Raw genomic sequence first — 17,139 nt, forward strand, 5'->3', positions numbered from 1 at the left:
TTTATCTTATTCTATTTAGTAAAGTCTTAGGTATAAACTTTCTCACTCTTACAGGTATCGCTTGAAGCTCTCTTGAAGTTATTCCACCTATTAAAATTAATCCATACAAGTATGTAAATACTCCAGCAGCAATGGCAGCAAGAGTTGAAAGCATCATTGTAAAATACCCTTTGTGAATAAAACTCAATACATACTCAACATCAAATTGAACAAGGTAAGCAGTCACACCCATTAATGCTGACGCAATGAGAGGTTTTATAGCTAAGAGTATAAGATTATATTTTACTTTTAAACTTCTTTTAATTATAAAGTTATTTAAAAGAAGCGGGATTAAAAATCCAACCATACTCCCAAAAACAGCTCCTAAAATATTAATTGATGGTTTTGCAATTAATATATAATTTAATGCAATTTTAGCTCCAATACCTATTACTATATAAAATGTAGATATATATAGTTTCCCTATACTCTGTAAAATTGTAGCTTGAATTTGAACAAGTGCCATAAACACTAGCACCACAGAGCCATATCTCATAAGAACAGCACCTGACGAATATTTAGCAAATATAGTATTGAAAATCGGCTGACTTAAAACTGCTAGTCCAACAGCTGATGGTATTGCTATTAATAAGCAAGTTTTATAAGCATAATCAATACCCCTCTTAATTTCGTTTCTATCTTTTAAAGCTGCAGCTCCAGATATTAAAGGAAGTACTGCTGCACATAATGCAGAAATTATAGTTATTGGTACATTAATTAAAACTTGATATTTGGCTAAGTAATTATATTTTACATCTCCTTGAATGTCATTAAACCCAGCTGCGAGTAGTCTTCCTTTTGTATTTCCTGCATCAATTACATTGCCGGCATTCTGAAGTCCCCAGCTTATAGTTAAAGGAACAGCGTAATTTAAAAGCTTTTTTAAAAGCTGTTCATTACTATGCCTTGTTAGATTTTCATCATTCTGTATCTTATCAACATAAAAACCCTTATTTCTTTTGAAATAAAACATTAAATATATAACAGAAATTAAAGCTCCTAGAGTTGTTCCTATAGTACTTCCTGCACAAGCGTAAACAACCCCATACTTACTCCATATAGCTGCAAATACAATTGAAAATATAATATTTATAACCTGCTCAAGTACTTGTGAAACAGCAGTGGCATTCATATTCCCCCTGCCTTGGAAGTACCCTCTGTATGCAGAAGCTATTGAAGTAAAAAGCACTGCTGGAGCTAATGCCCTTATAGCTAGATAAGCTCTAGGAAAATGTGTCAGATTTGCCATGCTGCTAGCTAAAACCAGCATCATTATTGACATAAAAGTTCCTATTACCAGTAATATAAGCCTAGCCATTTTAAAAGCTCTAACTGCATCTTTATAATTTTTTAAAGCAATTAATTCTGATACAATTTTTGATATTGCAGAAGACAATCCTGTATTAGTAATAATATAAATAAAAGCAAAGACAGTATAAGCAGCATAATAAACTCCATATCCATCTTCACCAATATAATGCTGCAATAAAGGAACATAGAGCAGAGACAACAGCTTAACTACCATCCCTGCTGCAGAAAGTATTGCAAAACCCTTTGTAGTAGATTGAGTTTTCATAGCTTTCTCCTTAAACTTTAAAACTTAAATACATCATTTTTTATCTTTTTAAAGATTGGCGGTAAACTTTCAGTTATAGTTTTATTTTCAAGATACTCTAATTTTTCAGGACAATCTTTAAAAACTAATTTATAGGCATATAAAAATTGATAGTTTAATCCATACTTATTAATGAAAAAACTATTAAGCTTTTGTTCTCCATATTTTCCATCACCAACAATTGGATTGCCTAGGTGGGCTAAGTGTGCTCTAAGCTGATGACTTCTTCCTGTTATTAAGTCTATTTCTATAAGGGAAAAAGTACCGCAGCTTTGAATGGTTTTAACCTCCATGGCAATTTTTTTTGTGTCAGGCCTTTTCGTATCATATACCATTGATATATTTTCATTTTCATCCTTTGATATATAAGCCTCGTAAAGTCCATCCTTTATTCTTCCCTTTACTAGAGAAGTATAATATTTTTTTATTCTTCGTTCCCTGATCATTTCATTTAGAAGCTTTAAACTCTCAAAATTTTTACCGTATATAACCACACCTGACGTGTTTCTATCAAGTCTATTACACGGTGCAGGAGTAAAAGTTACTTCTTTTTCCGGAAGATAATCTCCCTTATCAAAAAGATAAGAAAGCATAAAATCAGTTAATGTTGGGCTTCCGCCTTTCTTATCTGAATGTACCAAAACCCCCGGCCACTTTTCAACAATCACCATATTTTCATCTTCATAAGTTATTTTAATATGACTGTTATCGACTCTTTCAAATTTTTCTTTCTTCGCTGAACTTGTAATTTCTCTTGTTTCAACAATATCACCTTCAGAAAGAAACTGTTTTTCCTTTGCCTTTTTTCCATTTACCTTTATATCACCTTTTCTGATACTTTTATATATAGCACTTAAAGGTACATCCTTAAGCCATTTTCTTATAAATTTATCTAATCTTTGACCTGCTTCATTTGTTCCTATTTCAATTCTCATTATTTCCTCCTGCAGTATATAAATAAGACAACTAATTATATACTAATATTATTACATAAATCAACATTAATAGTTTCATTTAGACAAATAGTCGTAAGCTGCCTGACATTGAATTGCAACACCTATTGGCAATGCATCTTCATCTATATCGAACAAGCTTCCATGAGCAGGATGTATTATACCCTTTTCTTCATTCCTCACTCCAAGATAATAGAAGGCAGAAGGCCTTTCCATAGAAAAATACGCGAAGCTTTCCACACCCATGCTTGGGCTGCTAAGTTTCTTAATATTTTCAAAGCCTATAATGTTTCCTGCACTGTTTTCTACTAAGTCTAACATATCATCATTATTGTATAAACAAGGATAGCTTTCCTCAATATTTATCTCCGCTATTCCTCTCATTGAAGAAGAAATCCCGGAGACTATCTCAACAAGCCTCTTTTTAACATATTCTCTATGCTCACTTCTCATCGTTCTTATAATACCCGAAATAGTAACTTCTTCCGGTATTATGTTTTGCGCAGTTCCGCCATGTATGCTTCCAACAGTTATAACCGCTGGATCAGTAGGAGGTATTTCTCTGCTTACAATTGTTTGCAGAGCTATAATAACATTACTGGCAATAACAATAGGATCTATCGTATCTTCAGGATGAGCTCCATGTCCTCCTCTTCCTTTAATTTTTATAGTAAAAGGATTTGAAGCAGCATTTACTACTCCTCTTTTAACTGCTATAGTACCAACCTCTGTGTTTTCATCAACATGAAGCCCGATTACACAATCTACATAAGGATTTTCAAGTATTCCTTCCTTAATCATAAACCTTGCACCGCCCACAGTTTCTTCAGCTGGTTCAAAAAATAACTTTACATTTCCTTTAAGCTCTGATTTCATGCTGTTTAAAATTTTTGCAACGCCCATAAGAATTGTAGTATGACCATCATGGCCACAAGCATGCATTCTTCCAAGTGTTTTAGAAGAATATTCACAAGCTTTATTATCCTTTAGTGGCAGGGCATCTATATCTGCTCTAAGTCCAATAGTCTTATTTCCCGTTCCTCTTATAATAGCACAAATCCCTGTACCCGCTGTTTCTTTGTATTCTATTCCTTCTGTTTCTAAAAACTTTTTAATTTTTTTTGATGTCTCATATTCCTCAAATCCCAGCTCCGGATGAGAATGAAAATTCCTTCTTAAAGCCACAAGCTCAGCTTTAATACTGTTTGCTTTATCTAAAAAATTCATTGTAGCTACCTCCCATACAATCCTTTTATAGTTATTCCCAATATATTTCTATCTTATCGCCATCGTTAAGTTCATCATAATAACCTGCTTTTATATTGTTTAAAAGTAAAACCAGATTCCCTTTAGCTCTAGTTAAATCAAAATCGATATAATCAAATACATCTATAAATATATATTTTTCTTTATCCTTTAAATATACCTGTTTTTCATTGACTATAACATTTATAACACCGCTCTTAAAATTGACAGCATCTGGTTTGCACTCTTGATTTTCTAGTTCTTCTTCGTCTTTATACTCATAGTTTTTTTCTATTTCCTTATTTTCTATTGTATAAGATAAAGTCTCCTTATAAATTCTATCCCCTTCTTGTATAACATAATCATTTTCAAGAGGTTTTCCATCAATAAAAAAGCTACTTTCTTTATTATCAATGTACATTTTATAATCTTTAATAGACTTAGGAAATATGATATTAATCTCGTCTCCATCATTTATTATTTTATTCAGATCTTTTTCAGCACCATTTACTAAGGCCTTAGGCTCAATAATTTGCAGTATATCATTTACATAGAAACTTAATGTGTCAACCTTTTGAAGAAATTCATAGATTTTTGGACAGGCATCACTTCCATCCTTTGCAAACTCTATTTCTATATTGTCTCCCTCTTTTACTTCTGAATCTATGTTTCTTAGAATATTATTAACTTTTATTTCAGCATTTGAAGCTAGGCTTCCAAAAGAAATTCTTTTAATTCCATTTAAAACAAATCTTATACTTTTTCCATTACGACCAATAAGAACCTTAGGATTTATTCCTGCTTGAACCATAACATCGGAAACTGTATGCTTATGTGAATTAAAAAGACTAATGACTTTGCCATTTAGAGTTACATCTATAAAATCATGCCCTAATCTCATTATGGACACTAATGCTATACCAAGTACAGTAACACCTATGCTGCCAAGTTCATTATCAACACATATACATTCAGTTACCGACTCCCTTCCTTTAATGGCAATTCTTTGCATTGGAAGGTTTAACTTTTGAGCAAGTGTATCTTTTAAATTTGGGGTATGAGCACCTCCGCCCACTAGAAACACAGCATTAGGTGCTTTTCCTCCATTTAATTCAATTACTTTTGAGGCAATCTCTTCACTTATTTTATTAACAACAGGATTTATTACTTTTATTACTTCTTCACTATTTATTTCATTTTCAATACCTAGAACATCAATATATGTAATTGTTTCTTTGATTAGACATTCTTTTTTAATCTTTTCTGCTGTATTAAAATCCACAAGAAAATTTTGAGCTATAGTTTCAGTAACCTCATCTCCGGCAGTAGAAACCATTCCATAAGCACTTATTGAATCCTTACTGCTTATTGCTATATCAGAAGTTCCCGCGCCTATATCGATAAGGGCAAGATTTAAAAGTCTTAAGCTTTTTGGAATTGCTGCTTCCATAGCTGCTATAGGCTCAAGAGTAAGATTTACTACAGTTAAATTAACCTTATTCATAACTGCATATAAGCTTTCAACAACAGATCTTGGAAGAAATGTTGCTATAACTTCTACTGATATTTTGTCACCCTTGTGCGATAATAAATTGCTTATTATATAATCGTTCAAATAATAATTTTTCACACTGTAGCCAACACAGTATAATTTACCATCCGTTTGCTTGTTTATTTGCTGTTCCGCTGACTTTACAGCGGTAAGCTCTAAACTTCTTATAACGTCCTTATCTATTTCTCTATCATATTCTAGCTGCAGGTCTGATCTTGCTACAGAAGTTCTTAAGAATCTTCCTGCCGCTGCAATCGCTACATTATTAAGCTTGAATCCTAACTGTTCTTCCAAACTCTTTTTAACATTGTTAACTGCAAGTGCCACTAGATTAATATCATGTATTTGCCCATCAAGCATAGCTCTTTCTTCATGCTCTATATATTGTTCTGCAATGCAGTGAAATTTTTTTTCTCTAACTATACCAACAGTTCCTATTACAGAACGTGTACCTATATCAAGTGCAAATATTATATCATTAGGATTAATATTTGTAAGTTCCATATTTTATACCTCTTTTATACATAATTTAAAAGCTCATATTCTATGAATATGAGCAAAACTTATAATAAAATTATATACCAATATTTATCACTATTCAACAAATTAAGACTTGTAAATTGCTAACTCAGCTTAACTTTTTTATAATACCATTGTTATGAAGTACTACAATATCGAATTTTCTATTTATACTGTTTCCAAACTGTATTTCTACTACATTGTTGTCTATATTTAAAATTTTGCCTTTTCCAAAAGAATTATGAATTACCTCTTCACCTTCAGCATACATAGCCTGAAGATTTTCAAAGATATTAATTTTACATTCTTCAATAAATCTTGAAGGCTTCTTAAGCTTTCCTCTAACGTTTTTAGGAATACATATAAATTCATTATCTATAGCTCTTGTTAAAGCTACGTAAAATAGCCTTCTCTCTTCCTCCAAACTATCTTCCATGCTGTTAACATGAGGCATATATTCCTCAACACAATTAATAATAAACACATTTTTAAATTCCATTCCTTTTACCCCGTGAACAGTGCTAAGTGTAACAGCATCTTTATTAGAGTTTTTATTGTTATTTTGAAGCTCTTCCTTTACTTGCTCTACGTGTGCCATAAAACTAATTATAGAATTATATTGTGAGGCTGCCTCCCTAAATTCAAAAATAATATCTTCAAGTTCTGAAAGCTGTATTTTGAATTTCTTGCTGTATTCTACTATATAGTCGTGATAGCCTAAATCTGCGCTAATAAATTGAACTGCAGAATAGAGAGACATTTTATTTAGTCTGTTAATATCCTTTTGAAGCTTTTCTAAATTTTTAATTTGAAAAACAGGGGTACTCTCAAGATTCTTAATTATTTCAAAGCAATCTATTTTAATAAAAGAGCTGCTAACTTTCTCCAAACTTAACTTACTAATAAATCTAAAAGGCTTGTTGATTACTCTTTTAAAGCAAACTGCATCCTCTGGATATATACTTAACTTAAGATAGGCAATCAAATCCTTACAAATAAAATGATCAAAAAAATTGTACTCTTTATCTAAAAGCTTAAAAGGTATCTTCTTTCGTATAAAAGCATCAATAAGGCTTCTGCTCTCAATGTTTGTTCTATATAATACTGCATTGTCTTCGTAGCTGTAATTTGTTAATGATTTAAGTTTTTCAATGTTTAAAGCTATAGTCTCAGCCTGAGAATTGTCATCATAACAACTTAAAATTTCAAAACTCTTATTTTCATCTCTAAACGCATTCATACTCTTTTCATTTCTCATAGTATTGTTTTTAATAATATTAGCCGCAGCTGAGACTATGTTTTTAGTACTCCGGTAATTAGTAGACAGATACAATTTGTTTCCATCAGTAAACTTTTTATTAAAATCTACCATATAATCTGGTCTTGAGCCCCTAAAAGAATATATGCATTGGTCTTCATCACCAACAGCAAATATTGAATTATATTGATTCAATAGCTTTAAAATTTCAAGCTGTATATTATCACAATCTTGAAATTCATCTATAAGCATATACTTAAAGCCTTTACTGTAATAATTAAGTATTTTAGAATTGCTATTTATAAATTCTCTAAACTTAATTTGCAAATCGTCAAAATCCATAAGATTCTTTTCTTCTTTATATCTTTCATAAGACTCAAAACAATCTGTAAATATTTTTTTATCAATATTTGTATCAAAACTTTCTAAATCACCGTCCCCGCATTTAAATAGAGAGATTTTAGTTCTTACTTCCTTAATTTTATCTTCGTTTATCTCCTCCATATGAGATAATAATATATTAGATATTAACCTATAACCTTCACTACTATCTATTAAATGAATTTTTCCGAAATGCCTTAATAGAATTTTATAAAACAAGCCATGAAAGGTCCCGAAAAAAGGCATTCCCTCCATACCTTTACTTAAGTTTTCAAATCTTTTCTTCATATTAGCTGCAGCGGCTTTGGTAAAAGTTATTACAATTATGTTATTAGAATTAACCTTTTTAAAGCCTAGAAGATAAGTAAGTCTTTGATCTAATGTTACCTTCTTTTTAGCTTTCTTATTTATAACATACTCTTTCAAATTTTCTATATCACTTAGACTAATATTTTCTGGAACATGTTCACTTTGATATGTTTCACCATACTTAACTAAATATACTACTCTATTAATAAGTACTGTAGTTTTACCTGAACCCGGGCATGCGAGAACCAAGGAATTCTTATTATTGTTAAAAACAGCTTTTTTCTGCTGCTCGTCAAGATAGTCAAATTCCATCTCAATAATTGAGTCTCTCATCTTAAAGTATTCACTATTTATACTATTTTTCATCATACAACTTCACCCTTATCTAATTTACTCATAATTATTGACATAAAATCTATTTTACATAATATATACAATGCATATAAACAAAATTCTATTGTAATAATTACTTTAGAGGATTAAAATAAGAATGTCTATAAAAAACTATTTTTTGGCATAGGAGCGAATCATAATGGAATATATTAAAAACTTTAATGTTAGAAATGAAAGAAATCTTACAATGCTTGTAGATTTCTATGAACTAACTATGGCAAATGGATATTTAGATAATAATGTAGGAGATAAAATCGCCTACTTCGATATGTTTTTCAGAAGAGTACCAGACGGCGGAGGCTATTGCATTATGGCTGGGGTTCAACAGCTTATTGAATATATGTCTAGTCTAAGCTTCACAAAGGATGATATAAATTATCTAAGATCTAAAAATACTTTTTCTGATAACTTTTTAAACTACCTTGAAAACTTTAAGTTCACCTGTGATGTATGGGCTATACCAGAAGGTAATCCAGTTTTCCCTAACGAACCTTTAGTTATGGTGAAAGGTCCTATTATTCAGGCACAATTTGTAGAAACTATGATACTTCTTACAATAAACCATCAAACCCTAATTGCTACAAAAGCAAATAGAATATGCAGAGCTGCTGAAGCAAAGCCCGTTATGGAATTTGGTTCAAGAAGGGCTCAAGGCTATGATGGTGCTATTTATGGTGCACGTGCCGCTGTTATAGGCGGGTGTTCTTCTTCTGCATGTACTATTGCTGAAGAGATGTTCGGTATACCTGCTGCTGGGACAATGGCTCACAGTTGGGTTCAGCTATTTGCTACTGAATACGAATCTTTTGCAGCTTGGGCGAAAACCTATCCAGATAACTGCACACTATTAATTGACACCTATAATGTATTAAAATCGGGACTTCCAAATGCTATAAAGGTATTTGATGAAGTTTTAAAACCTCAGGGATTCAGACCTAAAGGAATTAGAATAGACAGTGGAGATATAACTTATTTAACTAAAAAGTGCAGGGAATTTTTAGATAAAGCTGGATATCCTGACTGTAAGATTGTTATCTCAAATTCTCTTGATGAATATATAATAAGGGATGTTCTAAGTCAAGGAGCACAAGTTGATGCTTTTGGTGTAGGCGAAAGACTTATAACCGCAAAATCTGAACCAGTATTTGGAGGGGTTTACAAATTAGTTGCTATTGAAGATGGTAATCAAATTATTCCAAAAATAAAAATCAGCGAAAATGAAGAAAAGATTACTAATCCTGGTTTCAAAAAAATATATAGGATTTTTGAAAAAAATACTGATAAGGCTATGGCAGACTTAATAACTTTAAATGACGAATCAATAGACGAAAGCAAGCCTTTAGAAATATTTAATCCAGTTCATACCTGGAAGAGAAAGAAATTAAAAAATTACTATGTAAAAGACTTGCTCGTTAAAATATTCGATAAAGGTCAGCCTATATATGAAAGCCCTAGTGTTATGGAAATAAAGGAATATGCTAAGCAGGAAACTGAAAAGCTTTGGTCTGAAGTTTTGCGTTTTGAAAATCCTCATACATTCTATGTAGATTTGTCAACGAAGCTTTGGAAATTAAAGCAAAGCTTACTTCACCAATATTCCGATATATATGAGGAATAATCATGAATGAAAAAGTTAAAATAAGAATATCCGAAAAGGCTTATGAAGAGTTATTAAATATACTTCATAATTGTCCTGAGTTCTCTCATTTAAGATTCAAGTATAAAGACGGCTGCTGTGGAAGCTCTAAGATAGATATATTTCTTGATAATTCTAAAAGTAATGATATTGAAGAAAGTATAGATAAGCTTCCGATAATATATGATTCTGAAGTTTTAGAAAATATAAAAGAAATTACTGTTGTTTACAGAAATTCTTCTCTTATGTTAAAAACACTTTTACGTAAAGAAATAATTAAAGATTGTACCACATGTAATCACGGCTGTAAAAACGATGGCTCTTGCTCATCAAAATGTGGAGCATAATAAAAGATGGCTATATGCCATCTTTTTAAATTAATTCTGGAAACCAAATTCCTATTTCGCGCTCTGCGCTTTCTATGCAATCAGAGGCATGCACAAGATTTCTTGTCTTATTAGATGAATACTTTCCTCTAATGCTTCCCATATCAACTTTTAACGGATCTTTATCTCCATTAACTTTTCTAATGTTATCAATAACATGTTCTCCTTCAATAACTAAAGCGCATATACTATCCTCTGTTATATATTCTATAAGCTCTTCAAAATACTCTCTTCCTTTGTGCTCCTCATAGTGTTTTTCAGCTAGTTCTCTTGTTGCTTTAAGCATTTTTAAGCCAACTATCTTTAAGTTCTTTTTTTCATATATGCTGATTATTTCACCGATAAGTTTTCTTTCTATACCATCAGGCTTAATAAGCACTAGCGTTCTTTCCATATATATACCTCCTTGTCAAGTTAATTTTAATTATGCACTATTTTACCATATTCTTCTTTATTTTATTCATAAAAAAATACACTCGTTTAATAAAGTTAACAAGTGTATTTTTATATTTACTAAACAAATTCTTCTTCTACATAGTACTCATCAATTTCTTTTATATTTAATCCTTCTTCTCCAAATAGATTATATTGAAACAAATCTTTAAATTTTCCTAATCTATTTCCTGATAAATTTTTAAATGGACAAATCCCCCCATTTTCTTCCCAATTATAAAAAGCACACTCGGAAAAACATTCAGTTTCATTTCCAGCAGTGGATAAAAAAGAACATAGTGCCATGAGCTCCCCTCCCCGTCTTTTAAACCTTTTATACCATTATAATGTAAACTTTATAAAAAATGAAGTAATTTTTAGAATATTAAATTTTTATTAAATTTGTATTTGTTTACGTATTGGCTTTGTTAAAAGAGAGTAATGCTCTTTTTATTATTCACATATTTAAATATAAGCCTATAAATATATTTGAATATGTAAATATTTACTGCAATCATGCAGGTTTGCAGTAGGTTAGCTCCCTATAATATCAAAGAACATACTTATATAAATACTATTATTAAACAGCGCCTAACTATTAATTAGATAATCCATCTTTTAGATATTTCCATTCTAATTTATCTTCCTTTTTCAACGTATAAGCTCCTGAGCCTACGTTCATTTTTTTCCCATTTACATAGTAACACCAGCCACTAATACCTTTAGCCACTAATTTATTAATTTCGCTAAAGTAAATCGATTCACCAGCACCTTGAGGGGTATAGTGTATTCCCTTCTTATTCAATTCAGTTATAGTAGCTTGTGCAGCAGTCATTCCATCAAAACTCATGTTTGTTTCCAATATCTTTTCTCCTGTTATAGTATTAGTGATAATTAAATTTGGTTCTTGTGCAACTGGCTTTTGAGTATCTATTTTTGTATTATTTGTTGTGCTATTGCTACTTGTTGCTTTGTTGTTATTTGCAGTACTGTTGCTGGCAGCTGTATTAGCCTTAGCCGCTGGCTTAGTCACCTCTGACTTGTTTTGTTCTTGTGTTTTAGCTGTATCAGTTTCAGCATTACTTGTCGCGCTGTTTTGATTTGAATTTTCACTAGCAGCTAATGTTTGACTATCATTGTTTTTTTCTTGTTTGCTCTCTTCTTTTTGAGCCTCTTCTTTAATGACGTTCTCAGCGGCAACAGAATTGTTTTGTACTTCACCAGTAGCAGGTGTTTTTTGAATACTTTTTATTCCAAAGAGTATTCCAAAACAAACAACAAGCATAACTCCAATTAACATGAACTTTTTCTTCATCTAAAACTGCCCCTTTCAATTAATTCAAGCCATAAAGTCCCGACCCAAAGGATCAGGACTTATCTTTAGTAATTTATTTTATTGATGGTTTTGTTCTTAGAATAAAGAATAAACCTGTTAATGTTATAATTGTTCCTAAAGTATATAAAACATTTGAGTCTACAGATGAACCTGTCTGCGGAAGTACTTTCTGATTCTCCGATTCAACTGCGGTAGCTTTTGATGGTTCTTCTCCACTCATTGCAAATACAGGTAGCTTAGCACTATCTATACTGCTGCTGTAATAATTATAGATACCCTTTGTTTTGAACTCCTTTAGAGATATTAACGCTCTTAAAGCCTCTTCAGTAGCAATAAAGTCATTCTTTCCATCTATGCTGTGCTTAAACTGACCGTCAGTTCCCTTAAATGAAAGCATAGCAGATACCAAGTCACCCTTCGATTTTTTAAATTTATCACCCTCAGGATTAACGCCAATAGAAGTTAATCCAAGTATTACCACATCCAAGCTTTCGCTTGAATATCCATAACTATCAGCCAAATAACCGCTTTCAGTTTGAAGCTTTGACAAGCTTGCAACAGAAGCATCAACTGCAGTCTTTACGCTTGCATTATCCTTATAATATGGTGACAAAGCATTAATTGCAAGTCCGGTTATATCTGGATTTATTGCATTTCCAGAAAGTGCCCATCCTGTTATATCAGTATTATCCTTTTTATAAGCAAGTTTATCCTTTAATATTAAGTCAATAAGCTTATCTTTACTAATAGTGTAATTACCTGTTATATTTGCGTAGTTATAAGTCATTAATCCGTATATAGCATCGTTAATTAGGAAGGAATCTATATCCCTATTGTAAAGCTCTGATACAAGATTATAACCCATAAAACTATATGGTGAATATCCTGCAGCAGTTAAAACCATAATCAATTTTTCTAAATCAGTATTAGTATAATCGGCAACACCATTATTCTTTTTTATATCAGCTGCACTTTGATTAATGAAAGTCAAGTCAGGTTTTAAGCCTAATTTAGCCATACTTATTATTGACCAGGCATCTCCAGCACTTTTATTCTTTATGTAGTTAGAGGTGTTTGTCAAATCAGTTTGAACATCCTTAACTACTTTTGTATTGTCTCTGTCATATGGACTGCTTGAAGTATTATTTGAGTTATCGCTAGGTGTATTTGTTTGCGGAGCTGAAGTTATTGTAAAGTCGAAACTGTCTGCAACTACATTAGGTGTACCACTTTGATTATTAAAATCACTTACCTTAAGTGTATACTTTCCTTCTGAAAGACCTGAAGGAATATTTACTTTGTTTTCACTAACAGTTACATTTTCTGTTTTATTTGAAATATTATTATAGACTACTACTTCCACATTTGATATTGGTTTTATTGAGCCACCCCAGTAGCTGCCTTGTAATGTAATGGTTAACGGACTATTAGATAAATTTGTGGAATAAGAAATTTTATCTGCTGCTAAAGTATTATTTCCAGCATAATATACAATTAGCTTATCTCCATCTTGAAGTTGAAAACTTTCAATTCCAAGATCTATGCTGACATAGTTGTTATTTCTTTTTACCGCATACATCCAATATGATGTACTTCCACCTGTTAACCCATTTATTGAAGTTATAAATCCACCTAGTATTGAGTGATCACTAATTCCCTTTTTATCTAAAGCAGTAATCATTGCCTTTGAAGCCTTTGTATCATCAGAGGACAATTGTACCGAATCATCTGTTAAAACTTTCTTGTTATCTTCAACAACGACCTGTACAGTAATATTACCAGCTGCTTTAACTTTAAAGCTTCCTACTCCCACCATCTGACCAAGTATTATACTAAAAACAAGCATCATACTTAATATCTTTGTCTTAAAACTATTTTTCATATTTAATCTTCCCTCCATCACTTAATATAACTTACTTCCAGCCTTCTTTTAAATCTTCTTAAAACTTTAAGAAAACTGTCGTAGAAAATAATACAAAATATAAAACTTGAAGCTGCATGCATTATGTCAAAGGTAATTCCGGACAAATATGCAGCGGCTATTGTTTTTAAATTTAATGGTTTTATAAACCCAAGCACATGCCATAGATTCATTATCCAATCAAATAAAAAACCATACGCAAAACATAAACAGGAAAAAACTTCTGCAGAAATTTTTTCATTTCTTTTTCCAATGCTTCCTGAGATGGCGCCAACTAATCCCCAGGAAAACATCTGCCAAGGAGTCCACGGCCCTTGACCTAAAAATATATTAGATATAAAACCAGCGGTACTTCCAATCAAAAACCCTTCATAAGGACCGAATACATATCCTGATAAGGCTACAAGAAACGTGGTAGGTTTAATATTTGGAAAAGCTGCAAAAGCTGCCCTTGATACTGCTGCAAAAGTACTTAATGTAGCTATCAGAGCTATCTCCTTTGTACCCATTGCACTCTTTTCAAAGTAAAAGTAGCTTAAAATAATAACAGAAAATACTGCTAAGGTAAATATAAGAGGCAGTTTGTCACTGCTTTTACTTATAAATGATAAAACCAGGAGGCCAACTATAATTAAGAAAGTGATAAATACACTGATTTTTTTCATCTCTTTATTTCTCCCTGCAAAGCCTGTTCTAGTGTAAAAATATGTTCATCTGCATCTCTTAAAAGCTTATTAATAACAGTAGTGTAGTATATTCCATTACTTAGCACTTCTTCTTTGCTTCCTTCTGCTGCTTTTTTTCCATCAAATATAAGTAGAAACTTATTGCAAAATTGTGCCGCAAACTCTATATCATGAGTAATCATGATTATAGTTGTTCCCTCTTCATTTAACTTCTTTAGAGTTTCTCCAAGTTTTAGCCTTGCTCTGCCATGAAGTCCTCTGGTAGGTTCGTCTAAAAGTAGTATCTTAGGCTTAAGCACAAGTATAGAAGCAATAGCTATTCTCTGTCTTTCTCCCCCGCTTGTATCTCTAGGATTTTTATCCTTTAAATGAAGTATATCTAAATTTTTTAGAGTTTCTTCAATTAGTCTATCATCATCTATCTTATAATTATCTAAAGTAAATTTTAATTCCTCATATACTGTATCTCTTGATATATAATCATTAGGATTTTGTGCAACATAACCTATAGTTCTAGCTAATTCCTTTAATTTATATTTTTTCACTTCCCTATCAAAAACTTTTATGCTTCCTGAATAATCAACAAGCCCCATTATGGCTTTTAAAAGCGTGCTTTTGCCAGCTCCATTTGATCCTATAACTCCTAAGAAGTTTTCTTTCTTTATATTTAAATTAAATTCTCTTAAGGCTTGAAACTTTCCATATCTGCATTCTAAGTTTTTTATTTCTATTAAATTATCCTCAGATAGTATTCTTTCGCTGCTTTTAACGTTCACCCTATGATAATCTTCAAGAAGTTTTCTTCCCTCTTTAAGATTGCTTGGATAGGTTTCAACTTTAAAGGCTTTAAAAAGTTTAAGATATGTTGGAAGAAATTCTGCTACATATTCTTCATTACTTTTATAAATTGATTTTTTATCTCCACTATGAACAACTTTTCCTTCTCTTAAAACAACAATCTGATCAGCATAATCAAACCATTTCCCTATTTTTTGCTCAATGATTATAACTGTAATTCCAAGTTCTTCATTAATTTTTTTTACAATATTAATTACTTCTTCTGCTGCAGAAGGATCCAACTGCGAGGTAGGTTCATCCAGTATAATACAACCAGGCATATATGCTACTGCAGAAGCTATTGCAACCTTTTGCTTTTGTCCTCCTGATAATGTACTTATATCTCTATAGGCCAAGTCCTCAATATTTAAAAATTCAAGGACCTCCCAAATTCTTCTTTTAAACTGATTTTCTTCTATACCAATGTTTTCAAGTCCAAAGGCAATTTCTCTATGTACTTTATCCATAACAAGCTGTCTTTCAGGATCTTGGAACAACATAGTTATTTCTTTAGCTCTGCTTACATGTTCCATATCTTTTATATTTATTTCTTTTATAAATATATTCCCCCCTAAAGTTCCACCGTAGAAATTCGGTACGGCACCTGTTATACATTTAGCTAAAGTAGATTTTCCTGAACCTGAATCACCTAAAACTAAGATCATGTCTCCTTTTTCAATATCAAGGCTTACATTTTGAAGAGTCCAGCTGTCTGAGTCAGGATACTTATAATTCAAATCTTTAATACTAATATATTTCATATGTCACCACTAGCTTTCTCCAAAATATCAAAAGTTCTATAAATAATAGAATAAATATTACACTCATCAGCAAACTGCCTTTGTTAATTAAGAATGTTCTAATATCGCAGCTATATATATCATAGCTGTCTAAGCCTAAAATATTTGTAACTAAATAAAACAACATAATAAATAAACTAGAAAAAATAAGAACACAATCATATAATCTGTATTTCTGTTTGTCGTAAATACTCCTCTTTGTACTTAAGAATCCTCTAACATAAGCCGCTTCACCAATATCGAAGGATTTTTCAAGTGAATCCTCAAGAAGTACAGATAGTATTGGCAAGTAGCTTAGTATTTTATCTTTTTTCTTCTTTCCATCATACTCTATACCTCTAATACTGTATATTTCTCTAAGATTAGCAAGCCTTCTTTTCATTGCAGGAAAAAGTTTTAGGGCTATCATAAAAGTTAATGTGGTTTTAGGCATAATCATTGAAAAATATGATACAGTTCTATCTGTATCTATCATTATGCCAAGCATAGAAAAAATATATATGATAAGCAGCAATTTAAAAGATAATATAAAAGCATAAATTAAGGATTCTAAAGTAACATTTCTGCTCCCAAAAGAAAATAATACTATTCTTCCCTGCTGAACAAATATCATATTAATAATAATTGTTATTACAGAAAGAGGTATAAACATAATAAATCCCATTTTTAATTTTTTATAATTTTTACTGCTTGCAAATACTAATACACTGATGCAAAATATGCAAAGCAAAATTATTGGATTGTTAGTTGAAAAAGTTATAATAAAAAGCATTACGCTGAATATTATAGGACTTACAACATGAAAAATTTTATAATAATTATCCATATTTCCACCAATCAA

At 31.3% G+C, this 17,139-nt stretch carries 14 protein-coding genes; 2 read left to right on the plus strand and 12 right to left on the minus strand.

Features of this window, described 5'->3' with window-relative positions; translation table 11 throughout:
* Window position 1: 1 nt before the first annotated feature.
* The 5 genes from JK636_RS05720 to JK636_RS05740 all read right to left on the minus strand — a co-directional run bounded on the left by JK636_RS05720 (window position 2) and on the right by JK636_RS05740 (window position 8,240).
* Window positions 2-1,615, minus strand: a complete 1,614-nt coding sequence (locus tag JK636_RS05720; RefSeq protein WP_202747860.1) for a putative polysaccharide biosynthesis protein — start codon at window positions 1,613-1,615, stop codon at window positions 2-4.
* A 17-nt stretch (window positions 1,616-1,632) separates the two neighbouring features.
* Window positions 1,633-2,589, minus strand: coding sequence for an RluA family pseudouridine synthase (locus JK636_RS05725; RefSeq protein WP_202747861.1), 957 nt, complete (start codon window positions 2,587-2,589; stop codon window positions 1,633-1,635).
* 75 nt (window positions 2,590-2,664) lie between these two features.
* The gene (locus JK636_RS05730) at window positions 2,665-3,834 is read right to left on the minus strand and encodes a M20 metallopeptidase family protein (RefSeq protein ID WP_202747862.1); all 1,170 of its coding nucleotides are present in this window, start codon (window positions 3,832-3,834) and stop codon (window positions 2,665-2,667) included.
* 31 nt (window positions 3,835-3,865) lie between these two features.
* Window positions 3,866-5,908, minus strand: a complete 2,043-nt coding sequence (locus JK636_RS05735; protein ID WP_202747863.1) for a cell division protein FtsA — start codon at window positions 5,906-5,908, stop codon at window positions 3,866-3,868.
* 124 nt (window positions 5,909-6,032) lie between these two features.
* Window positions 6,033-8,240 (minus strand): ATP-dependent helicase, encoded by a 2,208-nt coding sequence (locus tag JK636_RS05740; RefSeq protein WP_202747864.1) that lies wholly within the window; start codon window positions 8,238-8,240, stop codon window positions 6,033-6,035.
* 163 nt (window positions 8,241-8,403) lie between these two features.
* Between JK636_RS05740 and JK636_RS05745 the strand changes: the two genes are divergently transcribed.
* Both JK636_RS05745 and JK636_RS05750 read left to right on the plus strand, forming a co-directional pair.
* Entirely contained in the window at window positions 8,404-9,882 is a 1,479-nt protein-coding gene (locus JK636_RS05745; protein ID WP_202747865.1) for a nicotinate phosphoribosyltransferase, read from the plus strand.
* A gap of 2 nt (window positions 9,883-9,884) precedes the next feature.
* On the plus strand, window positions 9,885-10,247 hold the full coding sequence (locus tag JK636_RS05750; RefSeq protein ID WP_202747866.1) for an iron-sulfur cluster biosynthesis family protein: 363 nt from the start codon (window positions 9,885-9,887) through the stop codon (window positions 10,245-10,247).
* Between the two features lie 25 nt (window positions 10,248-10,272).
* Here the strand turns inward: JK636_RS05750 and ndk are convergent, their stop codons facing one another.
* The 7 genes from ndk to JK636_RS05785 all read right to left on the minus strand — a co-directional run bounded on the left by ndk (window position 10,273) and on the right by JK636_RS05785 (window position 17,124).
* Window positions 10,273-10,680, minus strand: a complete 408-nt coding sequence (ndk, locus tag JK636_RS05755; RefSeq protein ID WP_202747867.1) for a nucleoside-diphosphate kinase — start codon at window positions 10,678-10,680, stop codon at window positions 10,273-10,275.
* Window positions 10,681-10,799: 119 nt separating this feature from the next.
* Window positions 10,800-11,024, minus strand: a complete 225-nt coding sequence (locus tag JK636_RS05760; protein WP_202747868.1) for a hypothetical protein — start codon at window positions 11,022-11,024, stop codon at window positions 10,800-10,802.
* Window positions 11,025-11,316: 292 nt separating this feature from the next.
* Complete coding sequence (locus tag JK636_RS05765) at window positions 11,317-12,033, minus strand: DUF4430 domain-containing protein (protein ID WP_202747869.1); 717 nt, start codon at window positions 12,031-12,033, stop codon at window positions 11,317-11,319.
* Window positions 12,034-12,106: 73 nt separating this feature from the next.
* On the minus strand, window positions 12,107-13,936 hold the full coding sequence (locus tag JK636_RS05770) for a DUF4430 domain-containing protein (protein ID WP_202747870.1): 1,830 nt from the start codon (window positions 13,934-13,936) through the stop codon (window positions 12,107-12,109).
* Between the two features lie 17 nt (window positions 13,937-13,953).
* Window positions 13,954-14,640, minus strand: coding sequence for an ECF transporter S component (locus JK636_RS05775; RefSeq protein WP_202747871.1), 687 nt, complete (start codon window positions 14,638-14,640; stop codon window positions 13,954-13,956).
* Window positions 14,637-16,259: an ABC transporter ATP-binding protein gene (locus JK636_RS05780; RefSeq protein WP_202747872.1), complete on the minus strand. Its 1,623-nt coding sequence runs from the start codon at window positions 16,257-16,259 to the stop codon at window positions 14,637-14,639. The genes JK636_RS05775 and JK636_RS05780 overlap by 4 nt, the downstream gene beginning before the upstream one ends.
* Window positions 16,246-17,124 carry an energy-coupling factor transporter transmembrane component T gene (locus JK636_RS05785; RefSeq protein WP_202747873.1) on the minus strand — a complete coding sequence of 293 codons (879 nt, stop codon included), beginning with the start codon at window positions 17,122-17,124 and terminating at the stop codon, window positions 16,246-16,248. Before JK636_RS05785 ends, JK636_RS05780 begins: the two co-directional genes overlap by 14 nt.
* Window positions 17,125-17,139: the final 15 nt, after the last annotated feature.

This window comes from Clostridium rhizosphaerae, assembly GCF_016765585.1.
Lineage (GTDB): Bacteria > Bacillota > Clostridia > Clostridiales > Clostridiaceae > Clostridium_AT > Clostridium_AT rhizosphaerae.

What these genes read in the sequence shown, in the direction of transcription:
- JK636_RS05720 (WP_202747860.1), bottom strand. Translation starts at nt 1,615, where the DNA reads ATGAAAACTCAATCTACTACAAAGGGTTTTGCAATACTTTCTGCAGCA.
- JK636_RS05740 (WP_202747864.1), bottom strand. Translation starts at nt 8,240, where the DNA reads ATGATGAAAAATAGTATAAATAGTGAATACTTTAAGATGAGAGACTCA.
- JK636_RS05775 (WP_202747871.1), bottom strand. Translation starts at nt 14,640, where the DNA reads ATGAAAAAAATCAGTGTATTTATCACTTTCTTAATTATAGTTGGCCTC.
- JK636_RS05770 (WP_202747870.1), bottom strand. Translation starts at nt 13,936, where the DNA reads ATGAAAAATAGTTTTAAGACAAAGATATTAAGTATGATGCTTGTTTTT.
- JK636_RS05780 (WP_202747872.1), bottom strand. Translation starts at nt 16,259, where the DNA reads ATGAAATATATTAGTATTAAAGATTTGAATTATAAGTATCCTGACTCA.
- JK636_RS05735 (WP_202747863.1), bottom strand. Translation starts at nt 5,908, where the DNA reads ATGGAACTTACAAATATTAATCCTAATGATATAATATTTGCACTTGAT.
- JK636_RS05785 (WP_202747873.1), bottom strand. Translation starts at nt 17,124, where the DNA reads ATGGATAATTATTATAAAATTTTTCATGTTGTAAGTCCTATAATATTC.
- JK636_RS05760 (WP_202747868.1), bottom strand. Translation starts at nt 11,024, where the DNA reads ATGGCACTATGTTCTTTTTTATCCACTGCTGGAAATGAAACTGAATGT.
- JK636_RS05725 (WP_202747861.1), bottom strand. Translation starts at nt 2,589, where the DNA reads ATGAGAATTGAAATAGGAACAAATGAAGCAGGTCAAAGATTAGATAAA.
- JK636_RS05750 (WP_202747866.1), top strand. Translation starts at nt 9,885, where the DNA reads ATGAATGAAAAAGTTAAAATAAGAATATCCGAAAAGGCTTATGAAGAG.
- JK636_RS05745 (WP_202747865.1), top strand. Translation starts at nt 8,404, where the DNA reads ATGGAATATATTAAAAACTTTAATGTTAGAAATGAAAGAAATCTTACA.
- JK636_RS05765 (WP_202747869.1), bottom strand. Translation starts at nt 12,033, where the DNA reads ATGAAGAAAAAGTTCATGTTAATTGGAGTTATGCTTGTTGTTTGTTTT.
- JK636_RS05730 (WP_202747862.1), bottom strand. Translation starts at nt 3,834, where the DNA reads ATGAATTTTTTAGATAAAGCAAACAGTATTAAAGCTGAGCTTGTGGCT.
- ndk (WP_202747867.1), bottom strand. Translation starts at nt 10,680, where the DNA reads ATGGAAAGAACGCTAGTGCTTATTAAGCCTGATGGTATAGAAAGAAAA.